22 protein-coding genes are annotated in these 22,779 nt (G+C 72.5%); 11 read left to right on the forward strand and 11 right to left on the reverse strand.

Translation table 11 applies throughout. From position 1 onward, the window contains the following. The first annotated feature begins 70 nt into the window (after nt 1-70). Complete coding sequence (locus ABZZ04_RS06495; protein ID WP_356931054.1) at nt 71-844, forward strand: SDR family oxidoreductase; 774 nt, start codon at nt 71-73, stop codon at nt 842-844. Between the two features lie 67 nt (nt 845-911). Here ABZZ04_RS06495 and ABZZ04_RS06500 read toward each other — a convergent pair whose 3' ends face one another. Together ABZZ04_RS06500 and ABZZ04_RS06505 are read right to left on the reverse strand one after the other, a co-directional pair. After that, nucleotides 912-1,667, reverse strand: a complete 756-nt coding sequence (locus ABZZ04_RS06500; protein WP_356931055.1) for an HNH endonuclease family protein — start codon at nt 1,665-1,667, stop codon at nt 912-914. A 129-nt stretch (nt 1,668-1,796) separates the two neighbouring features. Beyond that, nucleotides 1,797-2,663 carry a hypothetical protein gene (locus tag ABZZ04_RS06505; RefSeq protein ID WP_356931056.1) on the reverse strand — a complete coding sequence of 289 codons (867 nt, stop codon included), beginning with the start codon at nt 2,661-2,663 and terminating at the stop codon, nt 1,797-1,799. 105 nt (nt 2,664-2,768) lie between these two features. On the opposite strand from ABZZ04_RS06505, the gene ABZZ04_RS06510 reads away from it, so the two are divergent. From ABZZ04_RS06510 to ABZZ04_RS06520, 3 genes are all read left to right on the forward strand, one after another. After that, a complete protein-coding gene (locus ABZZ04_RS06510; RefSeq protein ID WP_356931057.1) occupies nt 2,769-3,341 on the forward strand; it encodes a TetR/AcrR family transcriptional regulator in 573 nt (190 codons plus the stop codon). A 74-nt stretch (nt 3,342-3,415) separates the two neighbouring features. Then, nucleotides 3,416-3,877, forward strand: a complete 462-nt coding sequence (locus tag ABZZ04_RS06515) for an NUDIX domain-containing protein (RefSeq protein ID WP_356931058.1) — start codon at nt 3,416-3,418, stop codon at nt 3,875-3,877. A 66-nt stretch (nt 3,878-3,943) separates the two neighbouring features. Then, nucleotides 3,944-4,585, forward strand: coding sequence for a DinB family protein (locus tag ABZZ04_RS06520; protein ID WP_356931059.1), 642 nt, complete (start codon nt 3,944-3,946; stop codon nt 4,583-4,585). Between the two features lie 27 nt (nt 4,586-4,612). On the opposite strand, the gene ABZZ04_RS06525 is transcribed toward ABZZ04_RS06520, so the two are convergent. Continuing rightward, nucleotides 4,613-5,392, reverse strand: a complete 780-nt coding sequence (locus ABZZ04_RS06525) for a GntR family transcriptional regulator (RefSeq protein ID WP_356931060.1) — start codon at nt 5,390-5,392, stop codon at nt 4,613-4,615. Then, on the reverse strand, nt 5,389-5,931 hold the full coding sequence (locus ABZZ04_RS06530; protein ID WP_356931061.1) for a UTRA domain-containing protein: 543 nt from the start codon (nt 5,929-5,931) through the stop codon (nt 5,389-5,391). Before ABZZ04_RS06530 ends, ABZZ04_RS06525 begins: the two co-directional genes overlap by 4 nt. A gap of 131 nt (nt 5,932-6,062) precedes the next feature. Between ABZZ04_RS06530 and ABZZ04_RS06535 the strand changes: the two genes are divergently transcribed. Continuing rightward, nucleotides 6,063-6,497, forward strand: a complete 435-nt coding sequence (locus ABZZ04_RS06535; RefSeq protein WP_356931062.1) for an ATP-binding protein — start codon at nt 6,063-6,065, stop codon at nt 6,495-6,497. Nucleotides 6,498-6,504: 7 nt separating this feature from the next. Here the strand turns inward: ABZZ04_RS06535 and ABZZ04_RS06540 are convergent, their stop codons facing one another. Continuing rightward, entirely contained in the window at nt 6,505-7,749 is a 1,245-nt protein-coding gene (locus ABZZ04_RS06540) for a helix-turn-helix domain-containing protein (protein ID WP_356931063.1), read from the reverse strand. 173 nt (nt 7,750-7,922) lie between these two features. On the opposite strand from ABZZ04_RS06540, the gene ABZZ04_RS06545 reads away from it, so the two are divergent. Together ABZZ04_RS06545 and ABZZ04_RS06550 are read left to right on the forward strand one after the other, a co-directional pair. Beyond that, entirely contained in the window at nt 7,923-8,585 is a 663-nt protein-coding gene (locus ABZZ04_RS06545; protein WP_356931064.1) for an AMP-binding protein, read from the forward strand. Next, nucleotides 8,585-8,803, forward strand: a complete 219-nt coding sequence (locus ABZZ04_RS06550) for a hypothetical protein (RefSeq protein WP_356931065.1) — start codon at nt 8,585-8,587, stop codon at nt 8,801-8,803. The genes ABZZ04_RS06545 and ABZZ04_RS06550 overlap by 1 nt, the downstream gene beginning before the upstream one ends. A 60-nt stretch (nt 8,804-8,863) precedes the next feature. On the opposite strand, the gene mfd is transcribed toward ABZZ04_RS06550, so the two are convergent. Continuing rightward, complete coding sequence (gene mfd, locus ABZZ04_RS06555; protein WP_356931066.1) at nt 8,864-12,397, reverse strand: transcription-repair coupling factor; 3,534 nt, start codon at nt 12,395-12,397, stop codon at nt 8,864-8,866. Between the two features lie 356 nt (nt 12,398-12,753). On the opposite strand from mfd, the gene ABZZ04_RS06560 reads away from it, so the two are divergent. The 3 genes from ABZZ04_RS06560 to ABZZ04_RS06570 all read left to right on the forward strand — a co-directional run bounded on the left by ABZZ04_RS06560 (nt 12,754) and on the right by ABZZ04_RS06570 (nt 16,707). Then, the gene (locus ABZZ04_RS06560; protein WP_356931067.1) at nt 12,754-14,544 is read left to right on the forward strand and encodes a hypothetical protein; all 1,791 of its coding nucleotides are present in this window, start codon (nt 12,754-12,756) and stop codon (nt 14,542-14,544) included. Nucleotides 14,545-14,587: 43 nt separating this feature from the next. After that, a complete protein-coding gene (locus ABZZ04_RS06565) occupies nt 14,588-15,109 on the forward strand; it encodes a hypothetical protein (protein WP_356931068.1) in 522 nt (173 codons plus the stop codon). 599 nt (nt 15,110-15,708) lie between these two features. After that, on the forward strand, nt 15,709-16,707 hold the full coding sequence (locus tag ABZZ04_RS06570) for a helix-turn-helix transcriptional regulator (RefSeq protein ID WP_356931069.1): 999 nt from the start codon (nt 15,709-15,711) through the stop codon (nt 16,705-16,707). Between the two features lie 60 nt (nt 16,708-16,767). Here ABZZ04_RS06570 and ABZZ04_RS06575 read toward each other — a convergent pair whose 3' ends face one another. Together ABZZ04_RS06575 and ABZZ04_RS06580 are read right to left on the reverse strand one after the other, a co-directional pair. After that, nucleotides 16,768-17,085: a hypothetical protein gene (locus ABZZ04_RS06575; RefSeq protein WP_356931070.1), complete on the reverse strand. Its 318-nt coding sequence runs from the start codon at nt 17,083-17,085 to the stop codon at nt 16,768-16,770. Next, the gene (locus ABZZ04_RS06580) at nt 17,082-18,443 is read right to left on the reverse strand and encodes an amidohydrolase (RefSeq protein WP_356931071.1); all 1,362 of its coding nucleotides are present in this window, start codon (nt 18,441-18,443) and stop codon (nt 17,082-17,084) included. Before ABZZ04_RS06580 ends, ABZZ04_RS06575 begins: the two co-directional genes overlap by 4 nt. A 256-nt stretch (nt 18,444-18,699) precedes the next feature. On the opposite strand from ABZZ04_RS06580, the gene ABZZ04_RS06585 reads away from it, so the two are divergent. Further along, complete coding sequence (locus ABZZ04_RS06585; RefSeq protein ID WP_073790073.1) at nt 18,700-18,876, forward strand: thiazolylpeptide-type bacteriocin; 177 nt, start codon at nt 18,700-18,702, stop codon at nt 18,874-18,876. A 113-nt stretch (nt 18,877-18,989) separates the two neighbouring features. Here the strand turns inward: ABZZ04_RS06585 and ABZZ04_RS06590 are convergent, their stop codons facing one another. The 3 genes from ABZZ04_RS06590 to ABZZ04_RS06600 all read right to left on the reverse strand — a co-directional run bounded on the left by ABZZ04_RS06590 (nt 18,990) and on the right by ABZZ04_RS06600 (nt 22,759). After that, nucleotides 18,990-20,960: a TOMM precursor leader peptide-binding protein gene (locus tag ABZZ04_RS06590; RefSeq protein WP_356931072.1), complete on the reverse strand. Its 1,971-nt coding sequence runs from the start codon at nt 20,958-20,960 to the stop codon at nt 18,990-18,992. Further along, nucleotides 20,957-21,712, reverse strand: a complete 756-nt coding sequence (locus tag ABZZ04_RS06595) for an ABC transporter permease (RefSeq protein WP_356931073.1) — start codon at nt 21,710-21,712, stop codon at nt 20,957-20,959. The genes ABZZ04_RS06590 and ABZZ04_RS06595 overlap by 4 nt, the downstream gene beginning before the upstream one ends. A gap of 78 nt (nt 21,713-21,790) precedes the next feature. After that, nucleotides 21,791-22,759 carry an ABC transporter ATP-binding protein gene (locus ABZZ04_RS06600; protein WP_356931074.1) on the reverse strand — a complete coding sequence of 323 codons (969 nt, stop codon included), beginning with the start codon at nt 22,757-22,759 and terminating at the stop codon, nt 21,791-21,793. Between the last annotated feature and the right edge of the window lie 20 nt (nt 22,760-22,779).

Below are 22,779 nucleotides of genomic sequence, written 5' to 3' on the forward strand. Positions count from 1 at the left end.
CGTGCTAGCTTATTTTTGAGCGAGCACTCAACAAATGGGGCTCCCGGAGGGAAGGGCAGTGGGCACAGCCATGACCACTCACGCACTCGAAGGCAAGGTCGCACTCGTCACCGGCGGCAGCAGGGGCATCGGCCGGGGCATCGCGGAACGGCTCGGGCGGGACGGAGCGGTCGTGGCCGTCGCCCACGCCCGTGCGACGGCGGCGGCCGAGGAGGTCGTGGCGGGCATCCGGGCGAGGGGCGGGGCGGCGTTCGCGATCCGGGCGGAGCTGGGGGCGCACGGCGACGCGGAGGCCCTGTGGTCCGCCTTCGACGCCGGGATCACCGAGCACGTCCCCGGCGGCGGCGTGGACATCATCGTCAACAACGCCGGTATAGGCCGGAGTTCGGATCTTGCGTCACTCACCGAGGAGGCGTTCGACGAGCTGTTCGCCGTCAACGTCCGGGCGCCGTTCTTCATCGTGCGGGAGGGGCTGGACCGGCTGCGCGACGGCGGCCGGATCATCAACATCTCCAGCGGCGCGGCCCGCATCGCCATGCCGGAGATCATCGCCTACGCCTCGACCAAGGGCGCCCTGGACACCTTCACCCTCAACCTGGCCAAGGAGCTCGGCCCGCGCGGCATCACGGCCAATTCGGTGGCCCCGGGCATCGTCGACACCGACGTCAACGCGGCCTGGCTGCGCGGCGACGCGGAGGCCGAGGCGCACGCCGCGTCGCTCGCCGCACTGGGCCGGGTCGGCCGCCCCGAGGACATCGCCGACATCGTGGCGTTCCTCGCCTCCGACGACGCCCGCTGGGTGACCGGCCGGGTGATCGACGCGACCGGCGGCGCGGGACTCTGACACCCGGACACGGCCCGTGGACCTGGCCGGAAGCACGGGCCGGCCGCCACCGCTCACCCCTTCCGGCTCACCCGCCGCACTGCTCCAGCATCGCCTTCTTGTCGGCGGCGGTGACGGGCAGTTCGTACTTCAGCGAGACCTGCGCGAACCGCACCGCATAGGAGCAGCGGACCGGCTTGTACGGCGGCAGCCAGGACGCCGGCCCCGAATCCCGCTTGGCGCTGTTGGCCGGGCCGTCCACCGGGAGGAGGTTGAGCGGGTCGTTGGCGATCCGCTGCCGCTTGTCCCGGTCCCAGTGCGAGGCCCCCATCTGCCAGTCGTACGAGAGCGGCATGACGTGGTCGATCTGGATCCTGGTGGGCCGCTGCTTGGTCCAGTCGATGGTCGAGCCGGTGTACGGGTCCTTGAGGGTCATCGACACGACCACGCAGTCCGAACCGGACCGGAGCTTCACGTCCTTGCCGTCCCTGGCGAGGAGGTCGTTGCGGGTGTCGCAGCCGTTCCTGGCGAGCGCCAGCCCGTCGATCGAGTCCTTCCACGCGTAGCCGAACTCCTCGCGCGCGTACCCGGTCTTCGGCCCCCGCCCCTTCGTCGCCACCTTCTCGATGATCTTCCGGCCGGCCGCGCGGTCCGCCTCGGACGTGAGCGGCGCGAGCCCCGGCTTCGTGCCGTCGGCGTTGTCCAGCGGGCTGGCCCCGAACCCGGTGACGGCCCGGCCGCCCTCCTCCGAGGACGACGGTTCGAGATCGCAGCCGGCCAGGGTCAGCGCCGCCACCGCGCCGAGGGCGGGCAGGGTCGCTCGGTACACACGGGGAGATATCACGTGAAGCCGTCCTGACGGGGAGAAAGCAGAATCATGAAATCGTAAGGATGCCTTCCCCGCCCGCGGGCATTCATGAGCACGCCACGCCCGGGGTGCGGCCGGAATCACACCGTCCGACCTTCCGGCCGCTCACACCTTCCCGATGCCCAGCGTCGTCTCGGAAGGCAGCGTCCCGGACCCGATCACCGCCACCCAGAGCGGCTCCAGCAGTTCGACGAGCCGCTCCCGCTCCCCCTCGCCGAGCACCCGCCACGGGGCCGCGGCCGCCTCGTCCGTACGCCGCTCGACCTCGACATGCAGCGCCCGCCCCGCTTCGGTCGCCGTGCCGTCCTCGTCCAACAGGCCACGCTTCACGAGCCGTTGCCGGGCGTCCCGCCACTCCGCCCCGCTCCATCCCCGGCTCGCGAACACCTCCGGGCGCGCCGCGCCGACGGCGGCGAAGGAGACCAGCGACTCGACCGGGTCGAGCCCCGCCTCCACGAGCGCCGCGACATGGCCGTCGCCGCGGTGCTCGCGCAGCACCGTGGCCGCCCACCAGAGCGCGAGGTGCGGCTCGTCCGGCCGGGGCAGGGCGGCGTTGGCCGCGGCGAGCGGCCGGCCGGCGGTGTCGGCGGCCTCCGCGACGCGCCGCACGAGCGCGGCGGCCTCGCCCGGTCCCGGTCCGGCGACCGCGTCCCCGAGCACCTTCCGGCAGCTGCGGTCGACCGCCCGCGTCCGGGCCGCGAGCACCGTGTCCGGGGAGGCGACGGACCAGACGGCGGGCACGTATTCGCCCACCATCGCCGGACTGAAGCTGTGGAACGTGTCGGCCACCCGCCCCGCACCGGCCGCCCCGAGCGGCGCCGCGCGCCAGGCGAAGTAGCCGGGCCACCGCTCATCGGTGCGGTACCCGAGCGCGGCGACCTCCTCGACGGCTTCCGGCGCGTAGTACAGGACGGCGTGCAGGGGTTCCAGCAGGTGCCACATCCGCCGTACCCGGCCCAGCTCCTCGGACATGTCTCCGCCCTCCGCGACGTCATCGATCTTGTCACTGACTAGATCCTCAGAGTGCTCCCCCTCCCAGAACTTGTCAATGACAAGATTCCGCGTAATCTGCTGCACATGACCAGCGAGCGCGCCTACCACCACGGCGACCTGCGACGAGCCGTCCTCACCGCCGCACTCGACGTCATCCGCACCGAGGGGCCGGGCGCACTGAGCCTGCGCGACCTGGCACGCCGGGCCGGCGTCTCCCACGCGGCCCCCGCCCACCACTTCAAGGACCGCACGGGCCTGCTCACCGCCATCGCCGCCGAGGGCTACGCCCTCTTCGCCGACGAACTGGCCGCGGCCCCGGACCTCAAGGAGCGGGGCGTGCGGTACGTACGCTTCGCCGCCGACCACCCGGCGCACTTCCACGTGATGTTCCGGCCGGACCTCCACCGTGCCGACGACCCCGAACTCCTCGCCGCGAAGGACCGGGCCTCGGCCGAACTGCGCGCGGGCGTCACCGGCCTCCCCGCCACCGGGCGCGGCGACGACGACCGGCTCGCGGGCGTGGCCGCCTGGTCACTGGCCCACGGCTTCGCCACGCTGCTGCTCAGCGGCAACCTGGACGGGGCGGTGGGCACGCAGGACCCCGAGGCGGTCTTCCGGTCGCTCGCGGAGCTGCTGTTCGCACCAGAGAGCTCCTGAACGCACCGGCGGGACCGGGGGCGGGCCGGCACCCTCACCCCGCCCCGGCACAATGTCCGGCGGGAGGTACGAGGATGAGTTTCCGGCTGGCGGCGTACGCCGTGTGTGTCGAGGAGGGGCGGGTGCTGCTCGCCCATCACGTCTCGCGGACCTGGACCCTTCCGGGCGGCAGGGTCGAGCACGGGGAGGACCCGTTCGACGCGGTGGTCCGGGAGGTCGCCGAGGAGACCGGCTGCGAGGCGGTGGTCGAACGCCTGCTGGGCGTGGACTCACGGCTGATCCCCGCCGCCGAACGCGCCGTGCCCGGTGGTCCCGACCACCAGAACGTCGGCGTCTTCTACCGGGTCCGCGTCACCGGCGGCCGGCTCCGCCCCGAACCGAACGGCGACACCGTCGAGTCGGCCTGGACCCCGCTCCCCGACGTCACCGGCCTGCGCCGGTCGTCCCTGGTCGACATCGGCCTCGCCCTGGCCCGCACCACCCCGGCGACCGGCCACGTCGCCCCCGTACCGGTCGGCGGCCTGATCCGGCACTGACCCTGCACCACTCCGGGGGCACCGGCCGCGGCCCCCTTGTCAGTGCCGGGTGCGAGACTTCCCGGCATGATCGAGCCGAACCCGAAAGCGGACCTTCTCCAGTACCTGCAACAGGGGCGCGACGCCCTCGTGTGGAAGCTCGACGGGCTCTCCGAGTACGACATACGCCGCCCGCTGACCCCCACGGGCACGAACCTGCTCGGGCTGCTCAAGCACCTCGCGGGCGTGGAGCTGGGCTACTTCGGCGACACGTTCGGGCGGCCGTTCTTCACCGGGGAGACGCCGTCCTGGTGGTATACGCGGGACGCGGAGCCCAACGCGGACATGTGGGCCACCGCGGACGAGTCCCGCGAGGACGTCGTCGGGCTGTACCACCGGGCCTGGGCGCACTCCGACAGCACGATCGGGGCCCTCGACCTCGACGCGACCGGTCACGTCCCGTGGTGGCCCGAGGAGCGCCGGGAGGTGACGCTCCACCACCTCCTGATCCGTGTCATCTCCGACACCCAGCGCCATGCCGGCCACGCCGACGTGGTGCGGGAACTCATCGACGGCTCCACCGGCTACACCCCGGTCCAGGACAGCCTGCCGTCCCACGACCCGGCCTGGTGGAAGAACCACCACGCCCGGCTGGAACGGGTGGCCCGGGAGGTCCAGGAAGCCCAAGAAGTCCAGGACGTCCAGGACGTCCGGGAGAACGCCGGCTGATCGCGCCTGCGTTGCCTCCTGCCGCGTTCACCCGGCCGTGAACTCGTACTGCAGCTCGTACAGATGCCCCGCCTTGACCATGACGGTCGCCTCGACGGGCCGGTCGCCGTCACTGTGGACGACGCGCAGGGTGCGGAGCACCGGAAGGTCACCGGGCAGCCGCAGGGCCCGGTACTGCTCCTGTGTCGGGACCCGCGCGGAGACCCGGTCCACGCTGAGCCGCGGTGGGTAACCCAGCTCGGCAAGCAGAGTGGGGGCGCCTCCGGGGATCTTCCGGCGTTCCGTCATCGCCGTGCCGCGCACGATCTCCAGCGGGTAGTACGAGGAGACGAGCTCGGCCGGTTCGTCGTCGATGGTGAGGAGTTGGTGCCGCAGGAGCGCGGCCCCGGACTCCTGGAGACCGAGAGCCTCCGCCACGTCCGCGGGCGGCTCGCACTCGGCGACCTCCAGAAGAGTGGCGCGGGCCCGGAGGCCGTTCTTCGCGTTCTCCGTCAGCCAGCGGTACGGCTCGCCCTCGGCCGCCGGAGCCATGTACGAGGCCGGGCGGACGGTTCGCTGCCGGTGTTCGCGGACCGTCACGGCGGCGCCCGCCCTGCCGATCACCAGTTGCTCGTCCTTGAGCAGTTGCAGGGCTTTCTGGATCGTGGCGTTCGAGGCGTCGAACCGCTCCTTGAGGTGTGCGGTGGAGGGCAGGCCGGCGCCCGGAGCGAGGTCGCCGCCCAGGATCCGGTCCCTGATGTCGGCCGCGATCCGCTCGTGCAGCGAACGGCGGTCGGAGGCGTCGGCTTCGGTTCTGGGCACGGTCATCCGATCCTGATCTCGTACCGCAACTTCTGACGTCGCGGGGGCATGGCCATCACGTCGGCCTGAATGGGCCGGTCCGTCCCGTCGAGGGTGAGGCGGGTCAGTTGCAGCACGGGTTCACCGGCCGCCAGGCGCAGTTGCTCGCACTCGTGATCGGTCGCCGGTCTCGCGGTCACGTCCTCGCGCACGCGTGCGCCCACGTGGCCCAGCTCTGCCAGGAGCCTGATCGCACCGCCCTTGATCTTCGCCGTCCCGGCGAGGGCCGTACCGCCCGCGATGTCCAGCGGGTAGTACGTATCCGTCAACTCGCAGGGCTCGTCGTCGAGATACATGATCCTGCGGCGGGCGACGACCGGTCCGCCGAACGGAACCCCCAGGAGTCCGGCGACCTCCGCCGACGCGGCCACCTCACCGGCCCGAACGATGCGCTGACCACCCCGGCGGCCTTCCGCCGCGGCCTCCGCGGCCCACGCGTCGCCCCGGATCCCGGAGTGCGCGGCGAGATACGGCAGCGAAGTGCTGGTCCATTCACCCGTTCCCATGTCCTTCTCCTCCGCAGCCGATGCCCGTGCCGACCTGTCGCACCACACGGTAAGCGCCCCCGTCCCATCACCACAGGAAAACCTTGCCGCTTTTCGCGAATAGCAGTACAGTCGTCGCCACATCACGGACCGTGAGCAAGGCGGTGAGTCGCCATGCCTCTGTCGCAGCAGCGACGCTTCCCCGCAGGCGCACCTCTGTCGGCGCTTCGCGCGACTTCGTCACCGGCGTCCTCGTCGAGTGGGAGCTCCACTTCCTGATCGAGGACATAGCGCTGTGCGTCTCGGAGCTCACCACCAACGCGCTGCTCCACGGCGTGCCACCCGGGCGCGAGTTCCGCGTCGGTCTCCACCGGGACGAGGAGTCGGTGCGGCTGGAGGTTCGCGACAGCGGGCCCGGACAACCTGTGCTCCGGCACCCCGACCCCGAGGCCTGCTCGGGGCGCGGGTTACGCATCGTGAACGAGCTCGCCGACGGCTTCGGGGTCGACGATCATGTCGTCGGCAAGACCGTGTGGCTCGCGTTCAAGGTGTCCGCGCCGTCCCGCGCCCGGCGGGGAGGGGCCTGAAGCGGCGTCACGCGCTACGGGCGCCCGGGGGCTGGGTGTGGGGCTGGTTGCTCTCCAGGAGCATGGGGAAGGTGCCGACGGCGTCGAGGGCCATGGACAGTTCGGCGATGATCTTCGGGTCGTCCAGGGGGCCCCGCAGGAACTCCTCCAGACGGTGCATGCGGTAGCGGACCGTGTTCTGGTGGCAGAACAGGCGGCGGCCCGCCTCGGCCGCCGAGCCATGGGCCTCCAGCCAGCCGCGGGCGGTGGCCAGGAGGGTGGTGCGGTCCTCCTCCGGCAGGGAGAGGACCCCGCCGAGGATGCGCTGCACGGCGCGCTGGGTGGTCTCCAGGTTGTTCATCACCAGCTCGGTCAGCGGGGTGTCGTCGAGCTGGCGCACCGCCGCGCTGTCGGCGGTGAGCGACTGTTCGGCGACCTGGGCGTAGCGCAGGGCGCGGCTCGTCTGGTCGAGCCGTTCGTAGAGCGGGCTGACGCCCACGCGGCTGGTCGCGACGGCGCGCACGGCGGCGAGGATCTCCTCCACCGACTGCCGCGGCGGGCAGGAGAGCACCCCGATCTCGGAGCCGGGCTGTGCGCGCCAGGCGTGGCCCACGTCGAGGGCGCGCAGTCGCCGGTCCAGTCCCGGAAGGGGCGGTTCGCCGCTGGTCCGGACCTCCGCCGCCACGACGAGGAACCGTCCCTGGAAGGGGAAGTCGAGCATGCGCGCGACCTCCCACACGGTGTCGCTGCTCAGCGAGGGCCCGTCGATGAGTTCGGAGACCAGGGCGGAGCGCCTGCGGTCCGTCTCCACCATCCGTTCCGCGCAGGTCTCGCGGTAGGCGTCGGTGAGGGCCGTCGAGTAGTCGTCCGCCAGCTCCCAGATGTGCGAGGCGGAGTCCAGCAGGGCGCCGGGAGCCTCGCCGCCCGCTTCCCGTGCGGCGTCGAGGAGTTGCTCCCAGAGGTGCCGGAAGCCGAGCCGGTAGGCGCGCAGGACCTCCGGCAACGGGGCGTTCTGCAGGGCCCGTTTGCGGCCGGTCTCCGTGGGGCCGACCAGGTCGACCGTCGCCGAGGTGTGGTCGGTGAGGTGTTTGAGGACGTAGGAGACGTTCAGCCGCATCGAGGCATGCAGGTCCTCGGGTCCCACGACCATGGACCGGTAGAAGTCGATGTTCTCGTAGATGAGTTGCGACATGGTCGAGGCGATGGAATCGAGTCTGGGCGTCAGGGCCTCGGCGAGTTCGGCCACCAGGAGGCGCGATGGTGTCGTGGGCACGGGGCGAGCCTAGAACAGCCGGAACCGCGGTCTTCCCACAACGGGCGAAACGGGGACGAGGTCATTGTCGTCTGCTACAGAGGTCGCTGTAGGCGTCGACATGGTGCGCGGCGTCCGGTGGCTGTGAGGATCGCCATGTTGAGACCGACGTGTGCGCATGAAAGCGGAATGACGTGACCAATCTCGCCAGTGTCCTGACCGATGCGGCCGGGCTCCACCCCCGGCGGCCTGCACTGCGGATCGACGGGACCGTCCTGGCCCTGCTCGACCTGGACGAGCTCAGCGCCCGCGTCGCCGGCGGTCTGCTGGCGCACGGGGTGCGTCCCGGTGACCGGGTGGAGGTCGCGGTGTGCGGCGACCCCGTTCTCCCCGTCCTGTACTTCGGGGCGCTGCGGGCCGGGGCGATCGTCGTCGTGGCGGCGCCCCTGCCCCGGTCCGTCGCGGTGCGGTCGCGCGGGTCCGTTCGCGGTGCGCGTCTGGTGTTCGCCCCGCCCGTGGACCGGATCGCCGCGGGCCGGGGGGCGAACGGTACGACCGTCGTCCGGGTGGGCCCCGACTTCCTCGACCAGGTGGCGTTCTGGCCCCAGCACCCCGGTGTCGTCCACCGGGGGGACGGCGACGTCGCGGTCGTGGCCGGCGCCGTCGGCCGCCTCCGTTCCGTGTACACGCACGGGGCGGCCCGTGCGGCGGTGGCGGCCGCGGGCGGCGGCCCGCTGTCCGCGCCGGGGCTCCCGGGCGGGCGCCCGGCCCTGCGGCCCCGGGGGCGCGGCCCGGCCTGCCTCGTCGGAGCGCGTCTGTTCGCCCCGCTCACCCACGCGGCCGGGAGCGTTTGCTGATGTTGTGGCGGCTGGTGCTGGCGGCGCTCCAGGACGACACCCTGGACGAGGACCGGCGGCTGGCGATCCTGGCCCGCGGCGCGGCCCGGCTCGCCGCCCATCGTCTCCCCGAGGGCCGGCGGCCCACTCCCGACGACGTCATGCGGGTGGCGTTCGAGGAGTTCTCGATCGTGATAGACGCCGACCGGGCGCGTACGGCCCTTCGGCAGCAGGGGTGACGGGGCGCCCGGTCCCGGTGCCCGGCGCGCGTGCGACGGGGCCGGGACCGGGCGCCGGGGTCAGGAGCCCAGGATCGTCGTGAGGAACTCGCCCGTCCACGCCAGCAGTTCGCGGCCCACCACCGGCTTCCCGCCGATCCGGCCCGTGGTGGGGCGGGGCACGAGGATCTGGTGGGTGGCCGGCTTGATGACCGTCTTGGGGTGGAGGCGCTTGAGGCGCAGCTCCTGCGACTCGCGCAGCTCGACCGGGGCGAAGCGGATGTTCGGGCCCTGGAGCACGATCTCGCCGACCCCGCAGGCGCGGGCCAGCATGCGCAGGCCTGCGACCAGGAGGAGGTTCTCGACCGGCTCGGGGAGCTTGCCGTAGCGGTCGGTCAGCTCCTCCCGCACGGCCCGGATGTCGTCCTCCGTGTTGGCGGAGGCGATGGCGCGGTACGCCTGGAGGCGCAGCCGCTCACCGGGGGCGTAGTCGTGCGGGACGTGGGCGTCGACCGGGAGCTCGATCTTGACCTCCAGCGGCGGTTCCTCCTCCACTCCGCCTTCGAGGGAGGCCCGGTAGTCGGCGACCGCCTCGCCCACCATGCGGACGTACAGGTCGAAGCCGACGCCCGCGATGTGGCCGGACTGCTCGCCGCCCAGGAGGTTTCCGGCGCCGCGGATCTCCAGGTCCTTCATCGCCACGTACATGCCCGCGCCCATCTCGGTGTGCTGGGCGATCGTGGCCAGGCGTTCGTGGGCGGTCTCGGTGAGCGGCTTCTCCGGCGGGTAGAGGAAGTACGCGTAGCCGCGCTCGCGGCCCCGGCCGACCCGGCCGCGCAGCTGGTGGAGCTGGGAGAGGCCGAAGTTGTCGCCGCGCTCCACGATCAGGGTGTTGGCGTTGGAGATGTCGATGCCGGACTCGACGATCGTCGTGGAGACCAGGACGTCGAACTTCTTCTCCCAGAAGTCCACCACCACCTGTTCCAGGGCTTGTTCGGACATCTGGCCGTGGGCCGTCGCGATCCGGGCCTCCGGGACGATCTCGCGGAGGCGGGCGGCGGCGCGGTCGATCGACTCGACCCGGTTGTGGATGTAGAACGCCTGGCCCTCGCGGAGCAGTTCGCGGCGGATGGCCGCGCCGATCTGCTTCTCCTCGTACGGGCCGACGAAGGTGAGGACCGGGTGGCGCTCCTCGGGCGGGGTGGTGATCGTCGACATCTCGCGGATGCCGGTCACGGCCATTTCGAGCGTACGGGGGATGGGCGTCGCGGACATGGTGAGGACGTCCACGTTGGCGCGGAGCTTCTTCAGCTGCTCCTTGTGCTCGACGCCGAAGCGCTGCTCCTCGTCGACGATGACCAGGCCCAGGTCCTTGAACCTGGTCTCGGAGGAGAAGAGGCGGTGGGTGCCGATGACCAGGTCGACGGAGCCCTCGCGGAGCCCTTCGAGGGTGGCCTTGGACTCCGCCTCGGACTGGAAGCGGCTCAACGCCCGTACATTGACCGGGAATTGGGAGTAGCGCTCGGTGAACGTGCCGTAGTGCTGCTGGACCAGGAGGGTGGTGGGCACGAGGACGGCGACCTGCTTGCCGTCCTGGACCGCCTTGAACGCCGCCCGGACCGCGATCTCCGTCTTGCCGTAGCCGACGTCGCCGCAGATCAGCCGGTCCATCGGGACGGACTTCTCCATGTCCTCCTTGACCTCGGCGATGGTGGAGAGCTGGTCGGGCGTCTCCGCGTACGGGAAGGCGTCCTCCAGTTCGCGCTGCCAGGGGGTGTCGGGGCCGAAGGTGTGGCCGGGGGCCGCCATACGGGCCGAGTACAGCTTGATCAGGTCGGCGGCGATCTCCTTGACGGCCTTCTTGGCGCGCGCCTTGGTCTTGGTCCAGTCGGCGCCGCCGAGCCGGTGCAGGGTGGGTGCCTCGCCGCCGACGTACTTGGTGACCTGCTCCAGCTGGTCGGTCGGGATGTACAGGCGGTCGCCGGGCTGGCCGCGCTTGGCGGGGGCGTACTCCACGAGGAGGTACTCGCGGGTGGCGCCCTGCACGGTGCGCTGCACCATCTCGATGTAGCGGCCCACGCCGTGCTGTTCGTGGACGATGTAGTCGCCGGTCTCCAGTGTCAGCGGGTCGATCGTCTTGCGGCGGCGGGCCGGCATCCGGCCCAGGTCCTTGGTGGCGGTGCGCTGGCCGGTGAGGTCCGTCTCGGTCAGGACGGCGAGCCTCAGCGCCGGGTCGACGAAGCCGTGGTCGATCGCGCCGCAGGAGACGTGGACGACGGACGGGGAGACCTCCGCCAGGTCCGGGTCGAGGCGGGCGGCGATGCCCTCGCCGCCCAGCACCTCGACGGTGCGGGAGGCCAGGCCCTGACCCTCGGTGACGTACACCGTGCGCCAGCCGTCGGCGATCCAGCCCTTGGTGTCGGCGAACGCGCGGGCGGTGTCGCCGCGGTACGCCTCCGGGGCGTGCATGCCGAACGTGAGCGTGTCGTCCTCCTCGTCGGCGGCGTCGGCCGCGAACGGGGAGACCGACCACCACATCATCCCCAGCTCGCGGGCCCGGTCCCGGACGTCCGCGATGCCCCACAGGGAAGCCGCGCCGACGTCGATCGGGGCCTGTCCCCCGCCCGCGGTGGCGGCCCAGGACGCCTGGAGGAACTCCTGGCTGGTGGCGACCAGGTCGGCCGCCCGGGTGCGGACCCGCTCCGGGTCGCAGACCAGCGCCATCGAGCCCTTCGGCAGCACGTCGAGCAGCAGCTCCATGTCGTCGACGAGGACCGGGGCGAGGGACTCCATGCCCTCCACCGCGATTCCCTCGGCGATCTTGTTGAGGAGTTCGCCCAGTTCGGGGTGGGCCTCGGCGAGTCCGGCGGCCCGCTCCCGCACCTCGTCGGTGAGCAGCAGCTCGCGGCAGGGCGGGGCCCACAGCCCGTGTTCGGCGATCTCCAGCGACCGCTGGTCGGCGATCTTGAAGTAGCGGATCTCCTCGACGTCGTCGCCCCAGAACTCCACCCGCAGGGGGTGTTCCTCGGTCGGCGGGAAGACGTCCAGGATGCCGCCGCGCACGGCGAACTCGCCGCGCTTCTCGACCAGTTCGACCCGGGCGTACGCCGCGGCCGAGAGTGCCTCGACCGTCTTGCCGAGGTCGGCGGCCTGCCCGATGCGCAGCGACACCGGCTCCAGGTCGCCGAGCCCCTTGACCTGCGGCTGGAGCACGGAACGGACGGGGGCGACGACGACGGAGACCGGCCCGGTCTCCGGGTCGTCCTCCCTCGGGTGCGCCAGGCGCCGCAGCACGGCGAGGCGGCGGCCCACGGTGTCCGAGCGGGGCGAGAGCCGCTCGTGCGGCAGGGTCTCCCAGGACGGGAACTCCGCGACCGTGTCCGGCGGCAGCAGGGTGCGCAGCGCGGCGGCCAGGTCCTCGGCCTCCCGGCCGGTCGCGGTGACGGCGAGCACGGTGCGCCCGGTCCCGCGGGCCAGCGCGGCGACGGCGAAGGGGCGGGCGGCGGGCGGGCCGACGAGGTCCACATGCATCCGGTGGCCGTCGCCGGCGGCCTCCACCGCTTCGGAGAGTGCCGGGTCACGTACGACGACATCCAGCAGACCGTGCAGACTCATGAAGGGCTTCCGTCCGGGAACGAGGGCGGATCCCGACAGCCGGCTGCTGCCAGGGCCGCGCGAGGGGCAACGCGAAGGGCCCGACACGTCTCACGGGCCGGGGGAGTCCAGCGTACGACGCCGGTGCGACAACCGCGCCCGTGGACTTCCCGGCGCGGGCGCGGCAACGGGGCGTGCGGCAGACCGGGTGACCGAATTCCCCAACGCCGGTCACGTACTGCCGTGAATACCGGGCACCATGCGAACAGATCCCCTGAAGTCTGTGCTCCCGCCACCCCGTCCGCGCGGCTCGCAGAGGCGGCGGAACAGCAATGGAAGAGCCGTGATCTGCGACATCAGGAAAGGAACGAGGCACGTTGACGGTTCCGTCCCAGCCGGATTCCGGAGAAGTTCCACCGCTCTCGCCCCATGGCAAGCGTGCCCGTTCGGAAATCACCCGGCTGCTCTGTGCAGGCGTCTATCTTCAGCCGTTTTTCCGGCACCGCGTCGTGAAGGAACTGGTCGAGCACGACGAGCGGGCGGTGGCACCGTCGGCCGATGTCGATGTGGAGACGGTACTGGCCCACGCGTTACGCGCCGGCAGACTCGGACTCCGGGCCGGCCGCCGCGTCGCGTTCCTGTGGGTGCTCTTCCTGGTGGTGGACCTGGGCGGCGGAAAATTCGGCTGGATGACCGATTGGAGCCTCGCCAGGGCCTACGACCTGACCGCCCCGGAGGATGGCCCTGAGCGCCTGGTGAATTTCGTTCAGCTGTGTCCGGAATTCATGCCCGACCTCTTCGACTCCCTCGAGCCGGGCAAGGGCACCTGGGTGCTGGCCTACTCCGTCGTGAGTGTGCTGATGTGGCTGGTACAGGCCCTTTCCCGCCGTTTCGACGCGCACACCGGAAGCAGCCTGCCGCTCGGGAATCGGGGGGTGCTCATGCACACTCTGTTCATACCCGGGGTCCTGCTGACCGCCTACTGGTGGGCGGCCGTCACCGCCGTGTGGAACAACTCCGCGAACTGGGCGGCGGTGGTGTTCCCGCTGTTGCTGTCCGTTCCCGTGCGGGCCCATCGCCGTGCTGTCGGGAAGGTGCTGCGCGAGCGGTTCGACGAGGAAACCTTCGGGCAACAGCCCCGGGAGGAGGTGACCGGGTCCGCGCGGCTGCAGAGCATCGGTGAGGCCATCCGGCAGGAACAGCACTCGCGGATCGCCCTGTACGACCTGGACCACCCGTTCGCCGGTCAGGGGCAGTTCACCGAGTCGTGGTCGCTGGTGATGGACCTGGAACCCAAGCCGGGGACCGTCGTCTCCGATCCTGTCACCACCCCGGAGGCGCTGGACGCGATACGGCAGAAGGTGGCCGATCTGGCCCGGACCACCGGGGCCACGCGGAGCCGGGACCGGCTCGGGGAGGTGGAGATCGACGAGATGGTCTGTCTGCCCGCAGGCCCGCCGAGACACCGGATCGATCACCGGGAAGCCACGACGACCGCACATCTGGTCGCGTCGGCCGGGGAGGGCGGCGAGGCGAGGCGGCACTTCCTGCGTGTCCGGCTGAGCGCGTGGGACTCACAGATGGTGGTCTCCGTCCTGGTCCGCGTGCATACGCAGGGTGAGCTGCTGGCGCTGGAGGTCGCCCCCCATGTCCTGGCCCCGCTGAAGCCGAAGTTCAGGCTTCTCGACGACATCATCGAGCGGGATCGCGATCTGTCGTTGGTTTCGGCGGTGCAGACCCTGCTGGCGGCCCCGGCGGCCTCGTTGGCGGCGGTCTTCTCCGCCGCGGATTCGGCACGTAGTTGCGCGGTCCGGGCAAAAGGACGGTTCAAGCGCCATGACCCACTCGAGGTGACGCCCTCCAACGGGCCTCGGACATCGGTGCGCGAGATGGCCTCGCAGCAGACTCTGTCGCCGTTCCAGGCGATGGACGCCGAACGCTATCTCAGGACGCTCCAGGAGCGTATCGGCACCGGCCTTCTCCAACTGCTGGACAAGAAGGGCTATGACACAAAAGAACTGAAGCAGCAGGTGGTCCAGGTGAACAGCGGCGGGGTCTACATCAGCTCCATGCAGGGGGGCGCGGTGGCGACCGGTCGTGGCGCCACCGCGAGAAACATCGGCCGCCAGTCGCGGCGGAGGTCACCGGCCTCGCCGCAAGGCCGATGACGTGTCCGCCCCCTACGACCGGCACGACGGAAGGAGACCGGAAATGAGCGCAGGAACGAACGAGGACGAGGACGAGGGTCCCGGCACCGACATGCCCGCAGCGCCCCCGGAACCGCCGGGCTCCATCGTCATCGGCGAGTTCGCCGGGGGCGCCGTCGCCGCGGGGACGCGGGCGACGGCCGACGATTCCGGCAGGACGCTCGGCGCCCACGGTGCCACCCCCTCGCCGCCGCCGGTGGCGGCACCGCTTCCGGGTGGCATCTCCATCGGCCGGATGACTGGTGGCGCGGCGGCTTCGGGTCCGGACGCACAGGCCATCAGCCGGTCGGAACGGTTCATCGAGGCGACACCTCGGCTGATCGAGGCGCTGACGCTGCTGCGCGGCGAAACGGGCGAGCTGCGCACGGAGGCCGCTCGGGCCGAGGAGGAGATCCGGGCCGGCGGCGGAGTCGAAGAAGGACTGCTCCGGAGAATCGCCGTACTCGCGGGCCGGGCCGCCGGGTCCGTGGGCGGGCAGACGGCAGCGGCGGTGGCCGCCGCTGCGATCACCGGAATGCTGCCGTGACCGGGTGGGACGCGGATCAGCAGCGGTGGGATCCCACGCCCACCCGGAGGATCCGCCGTACTCACGCCCGAGCCCTCGAGAGGAGGCTGCGCACTGCGACCATCGTGCTGGCAGTGGTCGCTCTCGGAGTCGTGGCCACCGGGATCGTACTGTTGAGGGCCCGGAACGCCGGATGACACCCGTTCCTCGGGCAAGGCTCCCGTCACCGGGCCCGGGAACGAGCCGTCCCGGGCGGGAAGGGCCGACGGCCGGTCCGTCGGAACGGGCGGGCGGCCGGTATCCGTCGGGCCGTGGGGGCGGCGAATCCGGCGGGGCGGTGAATCCGGCGGGGCGTCGGGGTGTCGTCGGCCGGTGCCGCTCCCCCGTGCGCGGGGCCCCGGTTACCGTCCGGCGCACGTCCGGGGCCGCTCGTCGTGGGCCACGCACCGTTCATCTCCACATCCCACACAGTTGCGTCCGGGATCCTCACAGGAGCGGCCCCAGCGTCTACGCTTTGGCCGAAGATTCCACAGCCGGTGAGCAGAGCAGCCGTCGACCAGCACCCGCGGGTGACCTCCAGAGGTGTACGGCCATGCACGGATCAGTCAGCGGGGGCGCGCGTGGGCGACAACGAGATGTCCGTGTTCGGGGTCGCGGAGGCCGAGGAGGAGCTCTACCGGCACTTCCTGCGCAACCCCGGCACCTGCGCCGACGACCTGCATCTCCTGCTGCACACCGCCCCCGAGGCGGCCCGCGCGTGCGTCGAGCGGCTCCATGACCTCGGGCTGATCCACACGGAAGGCCCTGACCAGCGCATTTTCCCGACGGATCCGGAAGTCGCGCTGACCCGGCTGACCGATCTGCGGCTGCACGCCCTGCACCAGGAGCTCCAGCGCGTCACCTGTTCCCGGCACGTCGTCGACGGTCTACGCGCGGAGCAGGGGGCCCGCAGACCCTCCCCGCCGGGCATCGAACAGCTGGAGGGGCTCGACCGGATCCGCGACCGGATCGACGATCTCGCCTTCTTCGCCCGGGACGAGATCCTCTCCGTGGAGCCGTACACGAAGCTGTCGCCGGAGAACATCGCCCGCTCCCGCCCGCTGGATCTGCGGTGCCTGCGGCGCGGTGTGCGCATCCGGAACGTCGTCGCCCGGGCCGCGTTGCAGGATGCGGCAACCGCCGCATACCTGCGCGAGCTCGTCGAGCACGGGGCCGCGATCCGGGTGACGGCGCACACCGCCGAGCGGCTGCTGGTGTACGACCGCAGGGCCGCGCTGGTCCCGCTGGACCCGCACGACACCTCGCGCGGCGCGCTGCTCGCCCACCGCAGCGGGCTGGTCTCCAACATCATCGCCCTCTTCGAGAAGATCTGGGACCAGGCCGAGGACCTGTCGAAGGCGGACGCCGAGGAGGCCGGGGCGGGCGACGACCGCCTGTCGGACACCGAGCGCCGGGTGCTGGTGTCCATGTGCACCGTGGGCAAGGACGAGGCGGGCGCCCGGGAGCTGGGCCTGTCGGTGCGGACCTACCGGCGCTACGTCGCCGACCTGATGCAGAAGCTCGGCGCGGCGAGCCGGGCCCAGGCGGCCCTGCTGGCCCGGGAACGCGGCTGGATCTGATCGCCGGACGCGGCGGGCGGGGCGGCTGCGGACGGCCCCGCCCCGAGCCCGCCCCCGCCGTCACCGCTCCTCCGTCCAGCCCTCCAGCGCCCGGTCGGCGAGGGCGCCGGAGACCGCGCGGTGGACCGTCGGCCGGTCCACGGTGCGGGTCAGGCCGATGCGCAGGGCGATCCGGTCGGATCCCACGGAGTGCGGGGTGCAGGCCCAGTGGGCGGGGAGCAGGCTCAGCAGGCGTACGACGGTGGTCTCCCCGGTCGGGGCGGTGCTGTCCCGGCGGACGGTGATCACGTCGACGTGACCGGTGGCGTGGTCGGCGGGGTGGCCCGCGACGCGCCCGGGGCCGGCGGCGTGGGCGGTCTTCCGGTCGAAGCAGGTCATGGCGCGTTCCCTTCCGGGTTCAGCACGTGCCGGGCGGCCGAGGCCATCGCCGCGATCCCGGTCGGCAGCGCGGTGCGCACGTCCGGGGCGAACTCCGGTGCGTGGTTGGGCGGTACGGGCGGCCCGCCGGCACGGGCTGCACGCCACTGCCGGACCCCGGTCGCGCCGAGCAGCCAGTACACCGTAGCCACCGCCGGGAAGCCGGGCGGGAAACCTTCCGGGGCGCCGGACGCAGCGTCGGACGGAACACCGGACGCAGCGTCGGACGGAACACCGGACGGGGCGCCGAACCACGAGAAGTCCTCGGTGGCCGTCAGGGGTTCGCAGTCCGTCACCCGTTCCGGGCCGAACAGCGCCACGTGCGCCCGGCGCACCCCCGCGGTGACGGCGGCGTCGGTGCGCAGGGCGGGCGAGCGCGCGGTGACGACCAGGTCCGGTTCCCTCGGGCAGCCGGACGCCGCGCTCTCGCCCGCCACGATCCGGCGCACCGCGGCCGTCATCCGGTCGAGCGCCCGGTCGGACGACGCCCGCATGCACAGGGACAGTTCGGCCGTCTCCGGGATCACGTTGCCGCGCTCCCCGGCCCGCAGCATCCCGACGCCCAGCACCGCCTGTTCGGCCGGGGCCGTCTCCCGCGAGACGACGGACTGGAGTCGCAGGACGGTGGCCGCCGCCGCCGGAATCGGGTCGACGGCCAGGTGCGGGGTGCCCGCGTGGCCGCCCCGCCCGTACAGGGTGATGTCCACCGCCGCACCGGCCGCCATCAGGGGGGCGCGGAAGTCCGCGGCGTGCGCGAGGGTGCCGGCGGGGGCGGGCGAGGTGTGCTGGGCGAGGGCCACGTCCGGGGTGCCGAACCGCTCGTACAGCCCGTCCGCGAGCATCTCCCGCGCCCCGTTCAGGGTCTCCTCGGCGGGCTGGCCCACGACCAGGACCGTGCCGCTCCACTCCGCGCGCGTCCGGGAGAGTTCGTCCACCGCCCCGGCGACCGCGGCGAGATGGAGGTCGTGGCCGCAGGCGTGCATGACGCCGGGCACGGTGCTCGCGTAGGCGAGGCCGGTGCGTTCGGTGACCGGCAGCGCGTCGAGTTCGGTGCGCAGCAGCACGGTCGGACCGGGCCCGTTGCGCAGCACGCCCACGAGTCCGTGGCCGCCGCCGACCTTCCGGGTGACCGTGCAGCCGCTCGCCTCCAGCCGGGCGGCGAACCGGTCGGCGGTGCGGGCCTCCGCCCCGGAGAGCTCCGGGTGGGCGTGCACGTCGAGGTACAGCTCCAGCGCGGGGCGCAGGACCGTCCGGGCGACGGCCGGGGCCGGTACCGGCGGCGGGGGCTGGGGTGGAGCGGGGTTCTCCTTCGTCGTCATGCCATCTCACCTCGTTCCGCTGGGGCGGTCCGGTGCCGGGCGGAGCACGCGGTCCGGTGCCGGGGGGAGCACTGGGTCCTGTCATGAGCCTGCGCCGGTCCGGTTTCAGGAGTTCGGCGTTCCGCTGTCACGGGGTGCCAGCGATCTGACAGCGAAAGCGCGGCCGATCTGACAGCGGTCCCCGCTGCAATGGCAGCACCGCAGGGGAACAGTGCCGGATCGGCCGGCCGATCCCCGTGAGCCAAGGGAGAACACCATGGCCCCGAAGACCGAGCTCGCCACCCTCGCCGACGAGATCCTGGAGCTGGAGTCGGAGACCTTCGAGATCTCGGACTACTCGGACGCGGCCGAGGTCGTGCTCGCCGGTTCGACGTCCTGCTCCTCGACGTCGACCTGCTCCAGCACCACCAGCACCACCTCCTGCTGCGCCTGATCCGGTCGCACACGCGGGTACGCGGGCCCTCTTCGCGCCGACGGCGCAAAGGGGGCCCGCGGGCGTCCCGGGAAGGGACGCGGGGGCCGCTGCGGGAAGGTCCGCGGCGGTCCTCACGGGAAGGGGTGCGGGACGCGCTTGACCGCGGACTCCGGGAGGTCGTCCGCCCGCCGTCCCGAGGTCCGCAGGGCGGTGCGCAGCCGGGGCATCAGCAGGGCCCGCTGCCGGGTCCAGCCGAAGTCCAGCGGAAGCAGGCCGGGGACGACGGCGGCGACGGTGTGCAGGCCCATCCGGCGCTGTTCGGGGGTGGTCTGGTCGACCGCGACGACGTCGTGCCCGGCGGCGGCGATCCGGCCGACCAGGAGGTTCAGGTCGTCCAGCAGGTCCCCGGTGCGGGGGCGCAGCGGTTCCCAGTCGGCGAAGGTGTCGGCCGGGGAGCGGACGGCGACGGGGTTCAGGTACTCCCGCGCGTGCTCGGCCATCGCGGGCAGGCCGTGCAGCTGGGCGTGGTCCTTCAGCTGCCGCACGAGGGTGAAGTCCCGTTCCATCGCGACGAGTTCGTCATGGCGTTCGGCGACCTGGTAGGGCAGGTGCGGGATGTAGGTGAGGACTTCGGACAGGGCGGACTCGACGGTGTCCTCCGGGTCGAATCCGGCGGCGGCGGCGAACGACAGCGTCCCGTACCCGCCGTCCCGGCGCACCGCGAGGGCCGTGACGACGGGGACGGTCAGGTCCATCCGGGTGTCGAGGGCGTGGACGTCGTAGCCGTGCAGCGCGGCCCGGTCGATCATCGTGCGGACGGCCGGGGAGCGGCAGGCGCCGAGGTCGATCGCGGTGAGCGGGGTTCGGCCGTACCAGGCCAGGAGGAAGGCGTCCCGTTCGACGATCTCCAGCAGCCCGTAGAGGATCGCCTCCTCCAGACTGCCGCCGGTGGCGCAGCCGTTGGAGCACTCGAAGACGAAGTTGTCGGCCTCGACCCCGGCGCTGTAGTGGGCGAGCCGGGCGGGCACCAGGACCGGGCGGTCGTCGCGCAGGGAGTGGCCCCACACCCAGGGGATGGGCCGGTCCGGGTCGAACGGGGAGACCATCGGGTCGCTCGCGTAGGTCTCGGGGGCGTAGAGCCCGCACTCGGCGGGGTCCACGGCGTGGTCGGCCAGTTCGTGGTAGCTGCCCACGACGGGCGAGGTGCCGCGTCTGCGGGTGGTGCCCGCGTACCGTTCCAGGCCCTCCAGGTGGGCCAGGACCCGGCTGGTGTCGTAGCCGTTGGCCTGGCCGCTCCAGGTGACGTCGTTGAGTCCGGCGTAGCCGCGGACGAAGTGGGTGCCGGCGACCGGCGCCGTGGTGGTGGACGTGGGGTTGATCCAGACGTCCGAGCCCAGCGCTCCGCACACCGGGTTGGCCAGGGCCGCGGTCGGCAGCAGGTAGGAGGACAGCGGGCGCAGCCGGTAGCCGTCCGGGTCGGGCTTGGGGGCGGGGCGCAGCACCATGCGGGCCGCGTCGGCGGTGTCGGGGACCTCCTGGACGCAGGCCGGGCACAGCGGTTCGGGCAGCAGCGGGAACGTCGCGGTGGCGAGGGTCACCAGGTCGACCCGGGTGACCCGGGGCAGGGCGCGGTCGGCGGGGGTCGCGTCGGGGAGGTCGTGGCCGCCGCCCAGCGCGGCGCGGTAGGTGGCCCAGACGGCGTCGACCGCGTAGTCCGTGAGGACCGGCCAGTGGGTGGCGCCGTGCGGGGCGCCGCCCAGTTCCAGGGCCTCGCGCTCCGAGCGGCTGCGCAGCCGCTGCCAGCGCATGGCCAGACACTGTCCGCAGGCCGCGGCGTCCGGGTCGCCGCCCCAGGGGCCGATCAGCACGGCGCGTGAGGTGAGCTGGACGTCGGCGGCGGGGCGGTCTGCGGCATACGGGTCGGGGCGGCCGAAGCCGAGGGTGTCGGCCGCGCCCAGCGGGACGACGAGCGGGACGGGCAGGGGCCGGGGGTCCGCCGAGCGGGCGTGGCGGGCGGTCAGTGCGTGCTGGAGGACGGTGCGGGCGTCCTCCAGCGGGCTCTCGCCGCGCACGGGCGGGGCGGCGGCGGTGGCGGTCGTCATGACTTGTCGCTCCAGCGGAAGGTCTTGAGCGCGATCGCGATCAGGACGAGGGCGAAGCCGGCGAGCACCGCGCAGGACAGGCCGATGTCCCCGGTGGTGCCGTCGCCGGTCAGGGCGCCGGATATCCCGTCGTTGAGGTAGCGCAGCGGCAGGACGCGGGAGAGGTTCTGCATCCAGTCCGGCATGGCGTCCAGCGGGAAGAACGAACCGGACAGGAACGCCATCGGGATCATCAGGCAGTTGGCGACGGCGGCGACGGCCTCGGGGGTCTTCGCGTAGCTGCCGACGATGACGCCCAGGGCGAGGAACGCGGTGATGCCGAGGACCAGCACGGGCAGGGCGAGCGGCCAGCGGCCGTCCAGTTCCAGGCCGAACGAGGGCAGCATGGCCACGGCGACGAAGAGCACGCACTGCACGGCGCCGATGCCCAGTGCCAGGACGTAGCGGGAGGCGAGCACGGCGGAGACCGGGGTCGGGGTCATCCGGATGAGGCGCAGGATGTCGTCGCGCCGCCACTGCATGAGGACGAAGCCGACGCCGAACACGGCGGCGTTGCCGACGCCCCACGACAGGACGCCGGGGGCGATGTAGTTGATGTAGGGCTTGCCGCTCTGCTCGACGGTCTGTCCGTGGAAGATCAGTCCGAAGACCACCAGGAAGATGAGCGGGAAGGCGAAGGTGAAGAAGAGGGTGGTCTTGTCGCGCGTGTAGGCCCGGTATCCGGCCTGGCTCAGCGCCGCGTATGCGCTCATCGGGGGTCTCCGTATCGCTGGTGGTGCGGGGGGTTCGGAGCCGTTACGGCTGCGGGAGTGGGTGGGTCCGACGGGTCGTCACGGCTGCGGGGTGCCGGTGCCGGTGAGCGTGAGGTACACGTCCTCAAGGCTGGCGGTGCGCGTCTGCACGCCCTGGAGTCCGCCCAGGGCGTCGAGGGCGGCCAGCACCTTGCCCGATTCGAGGGTTTCCAGGACGAGCGCGTCCGGTTCCTCGGTGACGCGGTCCACGCCCTCGATCTCCTGGGCGCGGGCGGGGGTCAGACGGCCCGCGGGGACCACCAGCCGGGTGGTGGGGCCGGCCGCGGCGATCAGGCGGGCGGGGCTGTCGAGGGCGGCGACGGAGCCCTCGACCATGATGGCGACCCGGTCGCAGAGCGCCTCGGCCTCGTCGAGGTGGTGGGTGGTGTAGATGATGGTGCGGCCCGCGCCCTTGAGGTCGCGCAGCACCTGCCACAGGGCCCGGCGGGCCTGCGGGTCGAGGGCCGCGGTCGGCTCGTCCAGGAAGATCAGTTCGGGTTCGTGGACCAGCGCGGAGGCGATGGCGAGCCGCTGGCGCTGGCCGCCGGAGAGGTCGTCGACCCGGGTGTCGCCCTGCTCCGTGAGGCCGACGGACTCCAGCGCGCGTTCGGCCGCCGCCCGGTCCGTGCGGTAGAGGGCGGCCATGGTGCACAGGTGCTCGCGGGCGGTGAGGCGGACGAAGAACGCCGAGGTCTGGGTCTGCACGCCGAGCCGGGGCAGCAGTTCCGGGTTGCGCGGCCAGGGGCTCGAACCGAGGACGGTGACGGTCCCGGAGTCGGCCCTGCGCTGCCCCTCCATGATCTCGACGAGGGTGGTCTTGCCCGCCCCGTTGGGTCCGAGCAGTCCGAAGAACTCGCCGCGCGGCACGGTGAGGGACACCCCGTTCACGGCGTGCTTGTCGCCGTACCGCTTGTGGACGTCCGCCAGGACGACGGCGGCCGGCGGCGGGGGTCCGCCGTCCGGGCCGGTCCCGCTGTCCGGGGACGTGGACGGGGCGGTGGGGGTCATGGCTTCTCCTTGCGGTGGGT

The sequence above is a fragment of the Streptomyces sp. NPDC006435 genome (assembly GCF_040612315.1).
In the GTDB taxonomy this organism is placed as follows: Bacteria; Actinomycetota; Actinomycetes; order Streptomycetales; family Streptomycetaceae; genus Streptomyces.